The sequence below is a fragment of the Paraburkholderia oxyphila NBRC 105797 genome, from assembly GCF_000685075.1.
Lineage (GTDB): Bacteria > Pseudomonadota > Gammaproteobacteria > Burkholderiales > Burkholderiaceae > Paraburkholderia > Paraburkholderia oxyphila.
The window spans coordinates 48,986-64,249 of the sequence record NZ_BAYD01000057.1; the positions used below are offsets into that span (position 1 = coordinate 48,986).

10 protein-coding genes and 2 pseudogenes are annotated in these 15,264 nt (G+C 63.4%); 8 read left to right on the forward strand and 4 right to left on the reverse strand.

What is annotated here, in order from left to right; genetic code table 11:
• Positions 1-21 precede the first annotated feature (21 nt).
• From BO1_RS61380 to BO1_RS62100, 6 genes and pseudogenes are all read left to right on the forward strand, one after another.
• A pseudogene (locus tag BO1_RS61380) lies at positions 22-756 on the forward strand (glucose 1-dehydrogenase).
• 664 nt (positions 757-1,420) lie between these two features.
• Positions 1,421-2,890, forward strand: coding sequence for an aldehyde dehydrogenase family protein (locus BO1_RS29655; protein WP_218002833.1), 1,470 nt, complete (start codon positions 1,421-1,423; stop codon positions 2,888-2,890).
• 163 nt (positions 2,891-3,053) lie between these two features.
• Complete coding sequence (locus BO1_RS53310; protein WP_245643932.1) at positions 3,054-4,484, forward strand: efflux transporter outer membrane subunit; 1,431 nt, start codon at positions 3,054-3,056, stop codon at positions 4,482-4,484.
• The gene (locus BO1_RS29665; RefSeq protein ID WP_245643933.1) at positions 4,481-5,764 is read left to right on the forward strand and encodes an efflux RND transporter periplasmic adaptor subunit; all 1,284 of its coding nucleotides are present in this window, start codon (positions 4,481-4,483) and stop codon (positions 5,762-5,764) included. The genes BO1_RS53310 and BO1_RS29665 overlap by 4 nt, the downstream gene beginning before the upstream one ends.
• A gap of 12 nt (positions 5,765-5,776) precedes the next feature.
• Positions 5,777-9,040 (forward strand): efflux RND transporter permease subunit, encoded by a 3,264-nt coding sequence (locus BO1_RS29670; protein WP_028220655.1) that lies wholly within the window; start codon positions 5,777-5,779, stop codon positions 9,038-9,040.
• A 12-nt stretch (positions 9,041-9,052) separates the two neighbouring features.
• Positions 9,053-9,631 (forward strand): annotated as a pseudogene (locus BO1_RS62100) (TetR family transcriptional regulator); the annotation flags it as partial.
• A gap of 18 nt (positions 9,632-9,649) precedes the next feature.
• Here the strand turns inward: BO1_RS62100 and BO1_RS29675 are convergent.
• Positions 9,650-10,297, reverse strand: a complete 648-nt coding sequence (locus BO1_RS29675; protein ID WP_028220656.1) for a LysE family translocator — start codon at positions 10,295-10,297, stop codon at positions 9,650-9,652.
• A gap of 467 nt (positions 10,298-10,764) precedes the next feature.
• Here BO1_RS29675 and BO1_RS29680 point away from each other — a divergent pair, with 467 nt between their 5' ends.
• Positions 10,765-10,998: a hypothetical protein gene (locus tag BO1_RS29680; RefSeq protein ID WP_028220657.1), complete on the forward strand. Its 234-nt coding sequence runs from the start codon at positions 10,765-10,767 to the stop codon at positions 10,996-10,998.
• Between the two features lie 164 nt (positions 10,999-11,162).
• On the opposite strand, the gene BO1_RS29685 is transcribed toward BO1_RS29680, so the two are convergent.
• Positions 11,163-12,068: an aldo/keto reductase family oxidoreductase gene (locus tag BO1_RS29685; RefSeq protein WP_028220658.1), complete on the reverse strand. Its 906-nt coding sequence runs from the start codon at positions 12,066-12,068 to the stop codon at positions 11,163-11,165.
• A gap of 133 nt (positions 12,069-12,201) precedes the next feature.
• Between BO1_RS29685 and BO1_RS29690 the strand changes: the two genes are divergently transcribed.
• On the forward strand, positions 12,202-13,167 hold the full coding sequence (locus BO1_RS29690) for a LysR family transcriptional regulator (RefSeq protein WP_043287170.1): 966 nt from the start codon (positions 12,202-12,204) through the stop codon (positions 13,165-13,167).
• A gap of 67 nt (positions 13,168-13,234) precedes the next feature.
• Here BO1_RS29690 and BO1_RS29695 read toward each other — a convergent pair whose 3' ends face one another.
• Together BO1_RS29695 and BO1_RS29700 are read right to left on the reverse strand one after the other, a co-directional pair.
• Positions 13,235-13,741: a GAF domain-containing protein gene (locus BO1_RS29695; RefSeq protein WP_028220660.1), complete on the reverse strand. Its 507-nt coding sequence runs from the start codon at positions 13,739-13,741 to the stop codon at positions 13,235-13,237.
• 115 nt (positions 13,742-13,856) lie between these two features.
• Positions 13,857-14,999, reverse strand: coding sequence for a porin (locus BO1_RS29700; RefSeq protein WP_028220661.1), 1,143 nt, complete (start codon positions 14,997-14,999; stop codon positions 13,857-13,859).
• Positions 15,000-15,264 lie beyond the last annotated feature (265 nt).

Here is a 15,264-nt window from a genome sequence, read left to right on the forward strand (position 1 = left end):
GCAACGCAAGAAGGAGACATCATGGCTGGACAACTAGCAGGCAAGGCCGTTCTCATCACGGGGGCCGCACGTGGCATTGGTCGAGCAGCCGCAGAACTGTTCGCGAGTGAAGGCGCCATCGTTTTTGCGACGGACGTCAATCAACCAGCAGAGCCATTCCTCGACCCCAATATCCGTTTTTCCGTCATGGATGTCGCGAGTGAGGCCGATTGGCGCGATATCGTCCAGACGATCAAGGACAGACATGGCGGCGTGGACGTACTGGTCAACAACGCAGGGATTGGTGGGTCCCAGTTGGCGCTTGCCGACGAGAACCTCGGAGACTGGAACCGGGTGCTCGACACGAACCTGACCGGTGTCTTTCTCGGCATGCGCGAAGTGTTGCCGGGAATGCGCACGAACAAGTAGGGTTCGATTATCAACGTCTCGTCGATTTGGGGCATCTCCGCTATACCGGGGGCTGCTGCATACCACGCAACCAAGGCGGCAGTTCGACATTTGACCAAGCACGCCGCGGTCACTTACGCACCTGACAATGTGCGCGTGAACTCGATCCATCCAGGCATCATCGCGACGCCGATGGTGCTCGAAGATCAGGCAGAGGAAACCAGCGCGAAAGTGGTCGCAGCGACTCCGCTCGGCCGGATGGGGCAACCGATCGAATTGGCCAGGGGAATGCTGTTTCTCGCCAGCAACCAGTCGAGCTTCGTGACAGGTGCTGAACTCGTGGTTGACGGCGGATATCTTGCGCAATGAAAGAGCCGAACCCGCAATAGACGCAGCACGTAGAGAACATTGAGTCAGGAGCGGCAACCGTCTAACGGTTGCTCTCTCCGATCACCCTGGCGCCTCCATGGACGCAGGCGGCAGGGAGCGCAAACCAGATTTGACCAGAACCGGTCGGGCAATGCTCGTCACCGTCATTTATGGTGATCATCGTACGCTCGAACAAAAGCGCAAGCTGGCAGAGCTTGTGACCCAATATGCAGGCCGGCGATAGCCGAACCGGGGGGGCGTTCGTGCCCCAGTTCCAACAGACGGGCCGCTGGCACCTCGCCTTGACACGAATGGACGTCTCGTCCATTCGGCAGCGCTTTCCAACTGACCATTGCGGCTGCGAAATTCCGCACAGCCACAACGCCTTCACCGACCGATCCCGCGAAGCATTATGCCGAAATATGCAACGGTGTATGTAAATGTCGTCGGTCCATTTATTTGAGAACTCAAATATACTCGGCCCGGTAGATGTTGGAAGTTCCCAGCCGGTACCACCTCATCGCCAGGCGAGCAGGACATACCGCGCACTAGCGGAGCAGATGGATGAGAAGCACGATTGCACTTGAAGAGTGCTTTGCGATTGATCTAACTATTGAGGAATCCAAATGGTCTGCCTCCTCATCCGGGTAACAGGAGAAAGCAAATGTCCATGAGCGAGCTGATGTCAGCAGCAGTGTGGCGTAACAGAATCTATAGCGGCGGATGGAAAGCCGGCGGCGCCGGTACGATCCAGGTGACCGAGAAGGCGACCGGCGAGGCAATGGGATCGATTGGGTGCGCATCGGCCACCGACGTGTCGGCCGCCGCTGCGATCGCGGCCGATGCGCAGCGCGTCTGGGCCGCGATGCCTGGACCTCAGCGCGGCGATATCTTGCGTGAGGTCGCGCGTTTGCTGCAGGTCTACGCCAAAGATATCACCCTCCAGATCGTCCGGGAGACCGGGGCGATACGTCCGAAGGGGCAACTGGAGGTGAAGCTGACGATACGCGAGATTCTGGAGGCTGCCGCGTTGGCCAGCCAGCCGACCGGCGTCATTGCAACGAGCGACGTGAAGGGCCGGCAGAGCATGGCACGCAGAATCCCCATTGGGGTGGTCGGGGTCATTACCCCGTGGAACTCCCCGTTGCTGCTCGCGGCGCGCGCCATCGCGCCGGCGCTGGCCACCGGAAACGCCGTGCTGCTCAAGCCCGATCCGCAGACGCCGGTCTGCGGGGGCGCCCTCTATGCGCGCTTGTTCGAAATGGCGGGGCTTCCGCAGGGACTGTTCCATGTTCTTCCCGGTGGCGCGCAGACGGGTGATGCGCTGGTGCGGGATCAGCGCGTGAACATGATCAGCTTTACGGGATCCACCCGGGTGGGGCAGCAGATTGGCGCCGTAGCGGGCGGCTTGCTCAAGCGTGCGAGCCTCGAGCTCGGCGGCAAGAATCCCTACATCGTGCTTGACGATGTCGATGTCGAAGCTGCGGCGAGCGCCGGGGCGTGGGGTTCGTTCATGCATCAAGGACAAATCTGCATGTCCACGGGCCGGCATCTCGTGCAGGCGTCCATTGCCGATGCGTACGTCGAGAGCCTCGTGCGGCGAGCCGGCGCGCTCAAGGTCGGCGATCCGTTCAAGGGCGATTTCCACCTTGGCCCGATCATCAACGAGCGGCAGGCCGCCAACGTCGACCGGATCGTGGCGGAGTCGACAAGCAAGGGCGCGAAGATTCTTGCCGGCGGGTCGCGCGACGGCCTGTTCTTCCAGCCGACCGTCATGGTCGACGTCGCGCCGGGCATGCCTGCGTTCGACGAAGAGATCTTCGGTCCCGTTGCCGCGGTAACCGTGTTCAAGGACGACGACGAAGCGGTTGCGCTGGCCAACCAGAACCGCTTTGGCCTGGTTGCGGCGGTCGCTTCTTCCGATTCATGCCGGGCCCAGCGGATTGCCGACCGGCTGCATGCGGGCATCGTTCACATCAACGACCAGACGATCATGCACGAGGTGTTCGGGCCGATGGGCGGGTTCGGTATGTCCGGCAACGGGCACAACTACAGCACGTTCACGAATGCAGATCAGTTCACCGAATGGCAATGGGTGACGCGCCGCGAAGAACTGGCGGCGTATCCCTTCTAGAAATGCATGACCGCGAACGCGGATCAACTCGCCCTTCGGGCGACCCTTTAGTGACAGGTTAAAGATGAACATTCCTTGCAACTTGCGCGGCGACGCACCGCGGCATCGTTGGCGCGCTTTTCGGCATGTCGTGCTTTGTGGTTGCACGATTGCCGTGGCGCTGGTGAGCGCAGGTTGTGCGGTGGGGCCGGACTACCGCAAGCCGACGATCGATATTCCCACCAGTTTCAAGGAAGGTGTCGAGTGGCAACGGGCGCAGGCGGACCCACAGGCGACACTCTCGAGCACGTGGTGGCGCGACTATCACGACGATACGCTGACGCAGCTGGTGGAACAGGCGCTCCAGGCCAATCAATCGATCGCGCAAGCCGAGGCGGCTTACCGGTTAGCGCAAGCCACCGTGGCCGCCAATACCGCGAGTCTCTTTCCGACGATCTCGGCCGGTATATCAGGTTCGCGCGCGGGAACAGGGGAAGGCGCAGTCGCGGCAAGTGGCGGCGCCCTGAGTCCCGGTGTGCACAACACCGTCACGGCGGACGCCGCCGCTACCTGGGAGCTCGATCTATGGGGGCAAGTCCGCCGCGAGATCGAGTCGAGCAAGGCGAGTGCGCAGGCGAGCGACGCGCAACTGGCAGGGCAGCGTTTGTCAATTGCCGCGAGCGTGGTGAGCGACTACTTCGAACTTCGCCAGGCGGACGTCGATATCGACCTGCTCGAGCAACAACGGCGGATCGATGCAGGCGTTCTCGACATGACGCGGGCGAGTTACGCACAAGGCGAGTCCTCGAACGACAGCGTGCTAACCGCGCAGGACACGCTGGAGGTCGTCATTGCCGACCTTCAGTCCACGCAAACGGCACGCGAACAGTATGAGCACGCCATCGCGGTCCTGACGGGCGTGCCGCCCGGCAAGTTCTCCATAGCGTCCGAGCCGCACTATGCGTTCGTTGCACCGTCCGTTCCGCTTTCATTGCCTTCGCAGCTGCTCGAACGGCGCTATGACGTTGTGAGCGCCGAGCGCGCGGCCGCCTCGGCGAACGCGAAGATCGGCGCCGCCGAGGCGGCGTTTTTCCCGAACCTGACGCTGTCGGCGCAAGGCGGCTTCCAGCATAGCGCGCTGGCGAATCTGTTCTCCTTGCCGAGCCGCTACTGGACGCTAGGCCCCCAGCTGGCGGGGACGATTTTCGACGGCGGCGCGCGCACGGCCGCAGTGCATGGAGCTCGCGCGACATATGACGAAGCGGTGGCCGGGTATCGCCAGACAGTGCTGTCCGCGTTCGAGAGCGTCGAGGACAGCCTCTCCTCCTGGAACCATCTGGCACAGCAGGAACACGCGTACGCGGATATCTACCAGCGGAACAAGCAGCTTTTCGATAGCGAGCATGCGCAGTACCAGATCGGCACCACAAGCAGACAAAGTCTCTTTAGCGAGCAGCTCACGTTGCTGCTGGCGCAGCAGAACCTCGTGGACACGCAGGCGTCGCTGACCTTGAGCAGCGTAACGCTGATCAAAAACCTGGGCGGCGGATGGCAATGGGACGAAGCCAATGAGGTGCCTGCCAATGCCGCCGCGCCGTCCACGAGTAGCCATTGACAGCATGCGCACCGGGGCTGCGCGCGCTATTTTTTTCCGATTTTGTTCGAGCGGTTTCAATCATGTCACTCCTTCTACGTTCATCGATTATCTCAATCGGCCTCGTAGCGCTTTTTGGCTGCAGCAGAAATAATCCGCCTCCGGCTCCCCCTGTGCCACAGGTCGGCGTCATGGAAGCAGAACCCGGCAACGTGCCGCTGACCCGCAGTTTCGTCGGACGCCTGTCTGCCTATTACAGCGCGAACGTCACGGCGCGCGTGTCCGGTGTGCTGACGAAGCGCCTCTACACGGAAGGCGCGGAGGTCAAGGCAGGAGAGACCCTGTTCGAGATCGACCCCACCTACTACCAGACCGTGCTCAATACCGATCTCGCCACGCTCGCTCAGGACGAGGCGACCTACGCGAACGATCGTGTCACTGCAGACCGTTATCACAAGCTGCTGCCGATCGGCTCCGTATCGCAACAGACCACAGACGACGCCGACGCGGCTGAACGCAGTGCCGCTGCCAAGGTCAAGGCAGACGAAGCCGCGGTCGTTGGCGCACGCGTGAATCTCGGCTATACGAAGGTGACCTCGCCCATTAGCGGCATTGCGGGTCAGCAACAGGTGACCGCGGGCGCGGTCGTCGGCAACGGCACGGCCGATGCGGGTTCTGGCGGGACATTGCTCGCCACGGTCGAACAGATCGATCCGCTCTATGTGAACTTCACGATCAGCGCCGCCGATCTGATCACGCTGAAGCAGGCACAGGGCAAAGGCGACGTGGCGCTTGCCGCGCAAAACAAGACCACCGTTCAGGTCATCCTGCCCAACGGCACACCCTACGATCAGCTCGGCACGCTGGATTTCACGGATGCTTCCGTGAACGCAGCCACAGGCGCGGTCAGCCTGCGCGCGCAGATACCCAATCCGCAGCATCAATTGCTGCCGGGCATGTACGTATCGCTCAATGCCGACCTTGGCCAGCGCAACGATGTGTACCTGGTTCCCCAGCAAGCCATCCAGCGCGACACAGTCGGCTCCTACGCGATGGTCCTGGGTGCCAACGGCAAGGTGGTCCGCAAGGACGTCGATACCAGCGACGCCTGGCGTAGCGACTGGATTGTCACAGGGGGGCTTTCGGCTGGCGATCGTGTGATCGTCACAGGTGTGCAGAACGTACACGAGGGGATCCTCGCCAAAGCCACCCCGTGGTCGGAGCCTGATCAAGGCACGAGGTTGACGCAGAGCGGCGCGGCGCCGTCATCGGGCGGCCGTCGCGCCGGCAGCAGTTCGTAGGGAGTCCGTATCATGTCACGTTTCTTTATCGATCGCCCGGTCTTTGCCTGGGTCATCCCCATCCTCATCTGCCTGTTCGGTGCGATTTCGCTGCAGCACCTCGGGGTCGATTCCTATCCGCAGATTGCTCCGCCCCAGGTGACCGTGACGGCAACGTATCCGGGCGCCAATGCCTCGACGATGGAATCGACGGTCACGCAGGTGATCGAGCAGCAACTGACCGGCATTGACAACCTGCTGTACTTCAGCTCGACCTCCAATGGCAACGGGACAGCCACCATCACGCTGACCTTTGCGCCCGGAACGAACCCGGACATCGCACAGGTGCAGGTGCAGAACAAGGTCTCGCTCGCCCAGCCGCTGCTGCCGGCCGAGGTGACGCAGGAGGGGATCGTCGTGGCGAAGGCGAGCACCGACATTCTGCTTTTCGTCGGCTTGCAATCGACCAACCCGGCCATCGATGCGGCGCGCCTGAGCGACATCATCGCGTCGCGGCTGCAACCCGTCATCGGCCGTATCAACGGCGTGGGCAATACCTTCATGCTGGGCTCGGAATACGCGTTGCGGATCTGGCTCAACCCCGACAAGCTGCAAGGCTACGGTCTTTCGACTTCGCAGGTGCTGAGTGCCGTCCAGGCCCAAAATGCCGAGTTCGCAACCGGTTCGCTGGGCGCGGATCCAGCCGTCAATGGCCAGGTCTTCACGGCGACGGTATCGGGCGATACGTTGTTTTCCTCGCAGCAGCAGTTTCGCGACATCATCCTGCGCACGAACAGCGATGGCAGCGTGGTTCGACTGAGCGACGTCGCCCGCGTGAGTTTTGGCGCGCAAAGCTACGGCACCTCCGCCGCCTATAACGGCAAGGCTGCTGGCGGCCTGGGCGTCTACCTGCTGCCAGGTGCGAATGCGCTCGACACGGCCAAGGCCGTCAAGGTTGAAATGGCGACACTGGCTCGCGACTTCCCTGCGGGCGTGACATGGACGGTGCCGTACGATACGACGCCGTTCATCACCGCCTCGATTTCCGACGTCGTGCACACGCTCGTCGAGGCGATCGCCGTCGTCTTCGTCGTGATGCTGCTCTTTTTGCAGAACGTGAGGGCCACCATCATTCCGACGCTCGTCATCCCGGTTGCGTTGCTCGGCACATTTATCGGCCTGTCGCTGTTGCACTTCTCGCTGAACCAGCTCAACCTGTTCGGGATGGTGCTCGCCATCGGCATCGTGGTGGACGACGCAATCGTCGTGATTGAAAACGTCGAGCGCCTCATGCGTGACGAAGGCCTCAGTCCCGGGGCGGCGACCCGCAAGGCCATGGGCCAGATCTCGGGGGCGATTATCGCGATCACGGTGGTGCTTGCCGCCGTGTTCGTTCCGTCCGCGATGCAGCCGGGCGCGACCGGCATGATCTATTCGCAGTTCGCGCTGACGATCGCCGTGTCCATGGTGTTCTCGGCATTCCTCGCGTTGTCATTCACGCCGTCGCTGTGTGCTGCCATCCTCAAGCCTTCGCATCACGCAAGCTCCAACGTCGTCTTTCAATGGTTCAATCGTGGGTTCGACCGGTTCGGCAACTGGTATGTCGGCAGCGTCGGCCGGATTGTCCGACGTGCCCCGCGCTGGATGGTGCTCTTCATCACGCTTGCCGCACTGGCCGGCGTGCTTTACACGCGCCTGCCGACGGCGTTCGTCCCTGATGAGGACCAGGGCTTCATGCTGGCGATCGTCAATCTGCCTTCTGGCGCGACGCTCTCACGTACCCAGCAGGTCATGGACGAAGTCGACGGCAAGCTCAAAAACAGTCCGATCGGCAAGGACATCGACAGCGTGTTTGCCGTGGAGGGCTTCAGCTTCGTCGGTCAAAGCGAAAACGTCGGCATGGCGTTCATCAAGCTCACCGATTGGGGCAAGCGTTCGCAAAGCGCGATGCAGTTGATTCCGCAGGCCAACAAGATACTGAGCGGCGTCGACGGCGCGAGGATCTTCGTCACGAACCTGCCGACCATACGCGGATTGAGCCAATTCGCCGGCGTCGATATGTATCTGCAGGCGCGCAATGGTCAATCGCGGGCCGACCTCGCGAAGGCGGAAGGCCAGTTGCTGTCGGAGGCGGGCCGGGACCCGAGGCTCTTCGGTATTCGGCCCAACTCGTTGCCGGAGGCACCCCAGCTTCAGCTGGCCGTGGATCGCGTTCAGGCGCAATCGATGGGGCTTTCGTTGCCGGACGTCTATAACAGCATTCAAATGGATCTCGCCCCGGTCTATGTGAACGAATTCGCATACGATGGACGGCTGAAGCGCGTTTTCCTTCAGGCTGACGCGCCGTTCCGGATGGGACTCGACGCGCTGGGGCACATCTACACGCCGAGCGGCGTGACGGGCGCCTCGTCTGGTTCGAGCGCCGCCGCCGGCGCGAGCGGCGCGGGGACCTCGCCGAGCGGTGCACTGAGCCCCGTGAATCCATCGGTGAGCAACGGCGCCATCAGTCCGTACAACATGGTGCCGCTCTCGAGTGTGGTGAAGGCCAAGTGGGGTGTCGGCCCGCAGGCACTCTCGCGCTACAACGGCTACTCGGCGGTCGAGATCGTGGGCATGCCCGCGCCGGGGTACTCCACTGGCCAGGCGATGCAGATCATCGACAACCTTGTCGACAAGTCGCTGCCGGGTGGCTTTGCCTCGGATTGGACTGGGCAGTCTTACCAGGAAATCCTCGCGGGAAATTCGGCAATGGCGTTGATGGCGTTGTCGATCGTGGTGGTGTTCCTTTGTCTGGCGGCGCTTTATGAGAGCTGGTCCATTCCGGTCGCGGTGTTGTTGAGCGTGCCGCTGGGTCTGCTGGGCATGTCGGTGTTCGGCCATCTGTTCAAGGTGCCCAACGACATCTACTTCAAGATCGGCATGGTCACGGTGATCGGGCTCGCAGCGAAGAACGCGATTCTGATCGTCGAGTTTGCCGTCGACGGGCAGGCGCAGGGCATGACGCTTTTCGAGGCGGTCTCGAGTGCGGCGAAGCAGCGTTTCAGGCCCATTCTGATGACATCGATGGCTTTCATCGTCGGGGTGGTGCCGCTTGTGCTGTCGAGCGGGGCGGGTGCCGCGTCGCGTCATGAGATCGGCACGGGCGTGATCGGTGGCATGCTGTTCGCCACGTTCTTTGGCCTCTTGCTGATTCCGGTGTTCTACGTGACGGTGCGACGCCTGCTCGGCGACAAGCTTGACGATGTCACGCGCAAGCTGCGCCACGCCGCCACCGCCGATGCGCAGGCCGAGGCTTGACGATCGTCGGCAATGAAGCGCACAAGGGAAGAGGCGCGCGAAACGCGGGCGCGGATCTTAAAGGCTGCAGAGCAAGTCTTTGCCGAGCGTGGCGTGTCGCGTGCCTCTCTGGCTGAAATAGCCGAGCGGGCGGGCGTGACACGTGGCGCCGTCTACTGGCACTTCAAGGACAAGATGGCCATACTTGACGCCTTGTTCGAGCATGCTTCGCTGGCGGATGGCCCATTCGTCATGTCAGGGTCCGAGGGGGAGCGCGATCCTCTCGGGCAACTTGAAAGCAGGCTGGTCGCCCTCGTGACGACGGTGCTATCGGCAGGTCCCTCGCGGCGCTTTTACTCGATCATGCTGACACGGTGCGAGATGTGCGCTGAAACCGAGTGGATCTGGAGTCGCATACATGCGAGCTGGCGCTGCGACGAGAATCAGATGGCGCACGCCCTGAGGGCAGCTATCGCCCACAACCAGCTGAGTGCCGGGCTGGACCCCTGGCTGGCCGCAACGTTCATTCACTCGACCGTGACAGGGTTGATCTTGAGAAGTTTGCGAGAACCGCAGCTGGCGATCACGAACGCCACGGCGCGCCAGGTCGTTTCGCAGATGCTGTCGGGGCTACTGACGCACGAGCGCCATCATCGCCCCGAACCCAACGAACACACCACCGGTCACCCGGTTGAACGCCTTCGCTACGCGGCGGCTCTTGAGCGTTGCGCCGATGCGCGTGCCGAAGCCCGCATAGACCAGGTACCAGCTCACCTCGCAAACGGCGAAGGTGGCCACCAGCACGCCGAACTGGGGCAGCGTGGGACGGCTCGCGTCGATGAACTGCGGCAGCAGTGCCGCCGCGAACAGGATGGCCTTGGGGTTGCTGCTCGCCACGAGGAAGCCGTTGCGAAAGAGCGCACCGGGCGATCGTCCGGCGCGGGTGACGAGCGCCTCGGCCATGGCTTCGCTGGCCTCGGCGCCGCTTTCGCGCACGGGCGAGCGCCACGCCTTGACGCCCAGATACACGAGATACGCCGCGCCAATGAAGCGCAGCACATTGAACATGGTCGGCCACGCTTGCAGGAACACGCCCAGGCCGGCGGCGGAGACGGCCAGCATCAGGACGAGTGCGGACAGGCAGCCCCCCATGGTCGCGCTGCTGCGGCGCATGCCGTACTGCGCGCCGTGCGACATGATCAGCAGCATATTGGGGCCGGGAATGGCGCAGACGACGAAGACAGTGGCGAGGAACAACCACCAGGTGTGGAGACTCATGGCGACAGCGTATTGAAAGACCAAACGTGAATTATGCCAGCCCGCGTGGGTGGGGAGGGGAGCGGATTTGGCGTGCTGGGCGCGCACTTTTCCGGGCGTTCACCGCGCGTTGGCCACGCGCTTGCCCGACGCGGCGCGAAAGAAAAGAAAAAGCCCGCCGAAAGGTTCGCTTAATTGAACGCCGGGGCGGGCTTGAACCACGTCAAAGGAGACATGGAGGAGACGGATTCAGTATAAGCACGCTCTTGACGCGCCACAAGAATCGTAAGTCGATTGAACCGTTAACCATTGTCAATTTTTGAGGGATATGATTGCCCTGCGTATCGCGCGCGCCCAAAATGCATCAACGCCCGCCGCAATGGGCAAGCATCATGGGCGGCGGAGAGCCTGGGCGCGGCGACTGCGCCGCGACAGGCGCAACGCAGGAATCTGGCTGCAATCGAGCGGCAATCAACCGGAGGGATCAAATGGGCATTCTGGATGAAGTAGGCAAGGTCGCTGGCGCGATCGCCGCCGTGGAAGCAACGGAAAAAGTCGACACGGACGCTGGTTTCCTGACGAAGGCGGCTGCCGCGGTCGCGGGCTTCGAGGGCGCGGGGGCGCTCGAGAAGATGGCCGAGAAGAAGGAAGACGAGAAGCAAGCCGACGACGGCACCCAGCAAGCCGACGCAGGCGATGCGGCGCCGGATTCGCAGACCTGATCTGCGAGATCCATTGCGCACCATGTAGTTGCGCACGAGCCGCTTGAGGGAGCGGCGCGTGCGGTCGATGAGAGTGGCAGAACTCTGTCAACCGCGGTCTGATGGCCGCGGTTTTTTTTTGCCTCGATTTTTGACTGGCGGTTCTGCCGGACGTGCTCACAGGTTCATGCGCCCGGCTTGCCGATTGCGTCGAGCTGCGCGAGCACTTCGTCGCTCAATTCAAGCGTTTGCGCCTGCATATTCTCATGCAGGTGCGCAAGCGACGACGTCCCCGGAATCAGCAGGATATTGGGCGCGCGGTGCAGGAGCCACGCGAGCGCGACAGTCATCGGCGCGGCGCCGAGCGACTGCGCGATCTCCGAAAGCGCCGTCGACTGGATCGGCGTGAAGCCGCCGAGCGGGAAGAACGGCACATAGGCGATGCCGCGTGCGGCGAGCGCGTCGATCAGCGCATCGTCGGCGCGATTGACGAGGTTGTAGTGGTTCTGTACGCAGACGATGGGGGCGAACTGTCCGGCATCGTCGATCTGCTTCGCCGTTGCATTGGAGATGCCGATGTGGCGCACGAGCCCACGCTCGCGCAACGCGGCGAGCGCTTCCATTTGCCTTTCGACGGGCCCTTCGGCGGGCTGGTGGACGTCGCCCATGATGCGCAGATTGACCACATCGAGCGCATCGAGACCCAGATTACGCAGATTGTCGTGCACGGCGCGCTCGATATCGGCGGGCTCCTGCGCGGGCAGCCAGGCGCCCGTGCCGTCGCGCACCGCGCCCACCTTGGTGACGATCGTGAGATCGGCGGGATAGGGATGGAGCGCCTCGCGGATGATCTGGTTCGTCACGTGCGGGCCGTAAAAGTCGCTCGTGTCGAGATGGTTCACGCCGAGCGCGAGCGCTTCGCGCAGCACGGCGACGGCCGTCGCGCGGTCCTTCGGCGGCCCGAATACGCCGGGGCCGGCGAGCTGCATGGCGCCGTAGCCCATGCGGTTGACGGTGCGGCCCGCGAACGCGAACGTGCGGCTGGGTTGGGCGGCCGAATGAGTGGACGGTTGGCTGGACGTTTGCGGCATGTCGTGCTCCTCGTGAGTGGATGGCGCCAGTATGGGCGCTGCCGCGTTGTTAGATAATCCCACCTGATCCGCACGGGTTGTTCGAAATTCCGCACAATGCAGTGCATACGCACGCATGCATCGCCCGACCGCCATGAGTCACGAAAACCCAACGCCTGCCAATCCCTCGCTTGCCGCGTTCGAAATGAACGATCTGGCCGCCTTTGCCGCCGTCGCGCGCGCGGGCGGCTTTCGCGACGCGGCCCGTGCGAGCAGTGTTTCCGCTTCGAGCCTGAGCACGGCCGTGCGTCGGCTCGAGGCGAAGCTCGGCCTGCGCCTGCTCAACCGCACGACGCGCAGCGTCGCGCCCACGGAGGCGGGCCAGCGCCTGCTCGAAACCATCACGCCGCTGTTCGCCGAAATGAAGGCCGCGCTCGACGTGCTGAACGGCTATCGCGACCGGCCCGCCGGCGTGCTGCGCCTGAACGTGCCGGCCAACGTGGCGCGCAGCATCCTGCCGCCGATCCTCGCGCGGTTCGTGGCCGCGTATCCCGAGATCCGCGTGGAAGTGGTGGTGGAGGACGGTTTCGTCGACGTGCTTCAGGTGGGCTGCGACGCGGGCATCCGCTACGACGAGCGGCTCGAGCAGGACATGATCGCGATTCCAATCGGCCCGCGCGTGCAGCGTTTCGCAACGGCCGCGTCGCCCGCGTATCTCGCCGCGCGCGGCTGGCCCGCGCACCCGCGCGATTTGCTTGGCCACGTTTGCCTGCGCGTGCGTTTTTCGGGCGGCGCGATGGCCATCTGGGAATACGAGCGCGACGGCGAGACTCTGCGCGTCGATCCGCCAGGGTCGCTCGTGGTTAAGCCGGCGGCGGCGCTGGATCTCGCGCTCGAGATGGCGCTGGGCGGCGCGGGCGTGATCGCGCTGTTCGAGGACATGCTGAAGCCGCATTTCGCAAGCGGCGCGCTCGAGCCGCTGCTGCAGGACTGGTGGCCGCAGTTTTCCGGGCCGTTTCTCTACTATCCGGGCCGGCGGCACTTGCCGGCGCCGCTCAGGGCGTTCGTTGATTTCCTGAAGGCAGGTGGTTCAGCGGGTGGTCCTGACGAGCGCGCGTAGCGGCGCGGCCCCGCAGGCGTTGCCCTCGTTAGCGTCCGCGGGCGTTCATCGGCGAGGGCAACGAGGGTCAGTGCGAGGCCGCTTTTTTCCAGCCGAATTCCACGAACACACGGCACAGCTCGGCCATGCCTTGCGCGTCTGCTGCGTCGAAGCGCGCGAGGTGCGGGCTATCCACGTCCCACACGCCGATGAGCGAGCCGTCCGGCGCGACGAGCGGCACGACGATTTCCGATTGCGAAGCCGAATCGCAGGCGATATGGCCCGGGAACGCGTGCACATCGGCGACGACCTGGGTCTCGCGTGTTTGCGCAGCGGTGCCGCACACGCCCTTGCCAAGCGGAATGCGCACGCAGGCGGGCTTGCCCTGGAATGGGCCGACCACGAGCTCGGTGCCGTCGAAGAAGTAGAAGCCGGCCCAGTTCAGCCCTTCGAGCGAGTTGAACACGAGCGACGAGAAGTTTGCCGCGTTGGCGATGGCATCGGCTTCGCCTTCGATCAGCGCGCGCGCCTGGGCGGCGAGCGTGGCATAGAGGGCGGGTTTGTCGGCGGGCAGGGTGTCGGAAAGCGAAAACATGGGGAAGTACCGGGTTGGGCGAAAAGCGCGAGCGCCATCGCGTCGAACGAGGGCGCCAGTTTAGGCCACTTCGCGCTTTCTTGCCGGGCCGGGATCACCCCGAGACCGGCGTGTTTCAGAACGTGTGATTGATCGCGACACGCGCGACGATCTGATGCGAGTTCGACGAGGCGCCTGCCGTGCCCGGAATCAGCGCATCGTCGAGGGGCGTGCCGGTGTTGCCGCCCGAGACCGACTGCCAGACCACCTGGCCATATACGGACGTACGCTTGGACAACAGGTACTGCGCCATCGCGCCCACCTGGTTCCAGTGCAGCGACGAGCGTCCGCTGTCCTCGTCGAGCGAGGCGCGCGTGTAGGTGTACATGCCGCCCAGGATCACGGCGGGCGTCAGGTTGTAGCGCGCGTTGATTTCGAAGTTGTCGAATTTCAGGCTCGCGTGATCGCCCAGGCCCAGGTCACCCACGTAGATCGAAGCGCTCGGCTGCATGACGTTCGCGCGCGTGTACACGGCCCCGAGCGTGACGGGGCCGATGCCGTAGTTCGCGCCGAAGCCCCACGTTTTCTGGTTTTGCGCGGCGAAGCCGATGTCGTCATTGGCGACGGAGCCGCTCGCGTTCGAGCCCGGCGCGTCCAGATCCTCGTAGACGGCCGCGAGTGTGAGGGTCTGCCACGTGTAGTTCACGCCTGCGCTGAAGACGCGGTCGTTCGCGAAGCCGCCCGCCTGATTGCTGAAGCCGTAGAGCGCGGTGGCGGTGAGGCCGGCCCATGCGGGGCTCGTGTACTTGACCGAGTTGCTGGCGTGGTATGTGGCGTCGGTGTTGTCGTTGTCGAGCGGATGTGAGAACAGGAAGCCGGCCCAATTGCCGTTGGCGGTCAAGAGGCCCACGGTGTCAGCGATCGAATCGAACTGACGACCGAACGTGAGCGAGCCGTAACGGTCCGCCTGCAGGCCGACGTACGACTGATAGCCGAACAGGCGTCCGCCATAGGCCGCCTGGCCGTTGTCGAGCGCGAAGCCGCTTTCGAGGTCGAAGACGGCGTTCAGGCCGCCGCCGAGATCTTCGGTGCCGCGCAGGCCCCAGCGGCTGACGGCGAGCTCGCCGCTCGCGGTTTGCCAGGATGTGTGGCCGCCCACGTTGCTCGTGTAGTTGATGCCTTCGTCGAGCACGCCGAAGAGCGTCACGCTGCTTTGTGCGGCGGCGTGCGAGCAATAAATCAGGAATCCTGCTGATGCGGCGACGAGTGTTTTATTCATGAGATGGCCGTGATTCAGGTTGAGATGTGGGTTGGGATTTGGGTTGGGTGCGAGCCGTCGAAGCAGGACTCATGCCATATGGGTGCGGGGCGCCTGGCGGGAGAGGGCGGTGGCGGACCGTGGGGGCTGTGTCGCACTATTCGACAAGTGTTTCTAGTTGCGTCTCAAGTTGAGACAGTGCATGTGCTACTCGGGATGGTTTGCGCAGGTCATGCGCGTTTTCTTGTTTTGCATACGGGATGCAAGCGTTGCCCCTGTGCGGGGC

Excerpts from the sequence above, each read along its gene's own strand:
- BO1_RS29655 (WP_218002833.1), top strand. The coding sequence starts at position 1,421 with ATGTCCATGAGCGAGCTGATGTCAGCAGCAGTGTGGCGTAACAGAATC.
- BO1_RS29670 (WP_028220655.1), top strand. The coding sequence starts at position 5,777 with ATGTCACGTTTCTTTATCGATCGCCCGGTCTTTGCCTGGGTCATCCCC.
- BO1_RS29675 (WP_028220656.1), bottom strand. The coding sequence starts at position 10,297 with ATGAGTCTCCACACCTGGTGGTTGTTCCTCGCCACTGTCTTCGTCGTC.
- BO1_RS29680 (WP_028220657.1), top strand. The coding sequence starts at position 10,765 with ATGGGCATTCTGGATGAAGTAGGCAAGGTCGCTGGCGCGATCGCCGCC.
- BO1_RS29685 (WP_028220658.1), bottom strand. The coding sequence starts at position 12,068 with ATGCCGCAAACGTCCAGCCAACCGTCCACTCATTCGGCCGCCCAACCC.
- BO1_RS29690 (WP_043287170.1), top strand. The coding sequence starts at position 12,202 with ATGAGTCACGAAAACCCAACGCCTGCCAATCCCTCGCTTGCCGCGTTC.
- BO1_RS29695 (WP_028220660.1), bottom strand. The coding sequence starts at position 13,741 with ATGTTTTCGCTTTCCGACACCCTGCCCGCCGACAAACCCGCCCTCTAT.
- BO1_RS29700 (WP_028220661.1), bottom strand. The coding sequence starts at position 14,999 with ATGAATAAAACACTCGTCGCCGCATCAGCAGGATTCCTGATTTATTGC.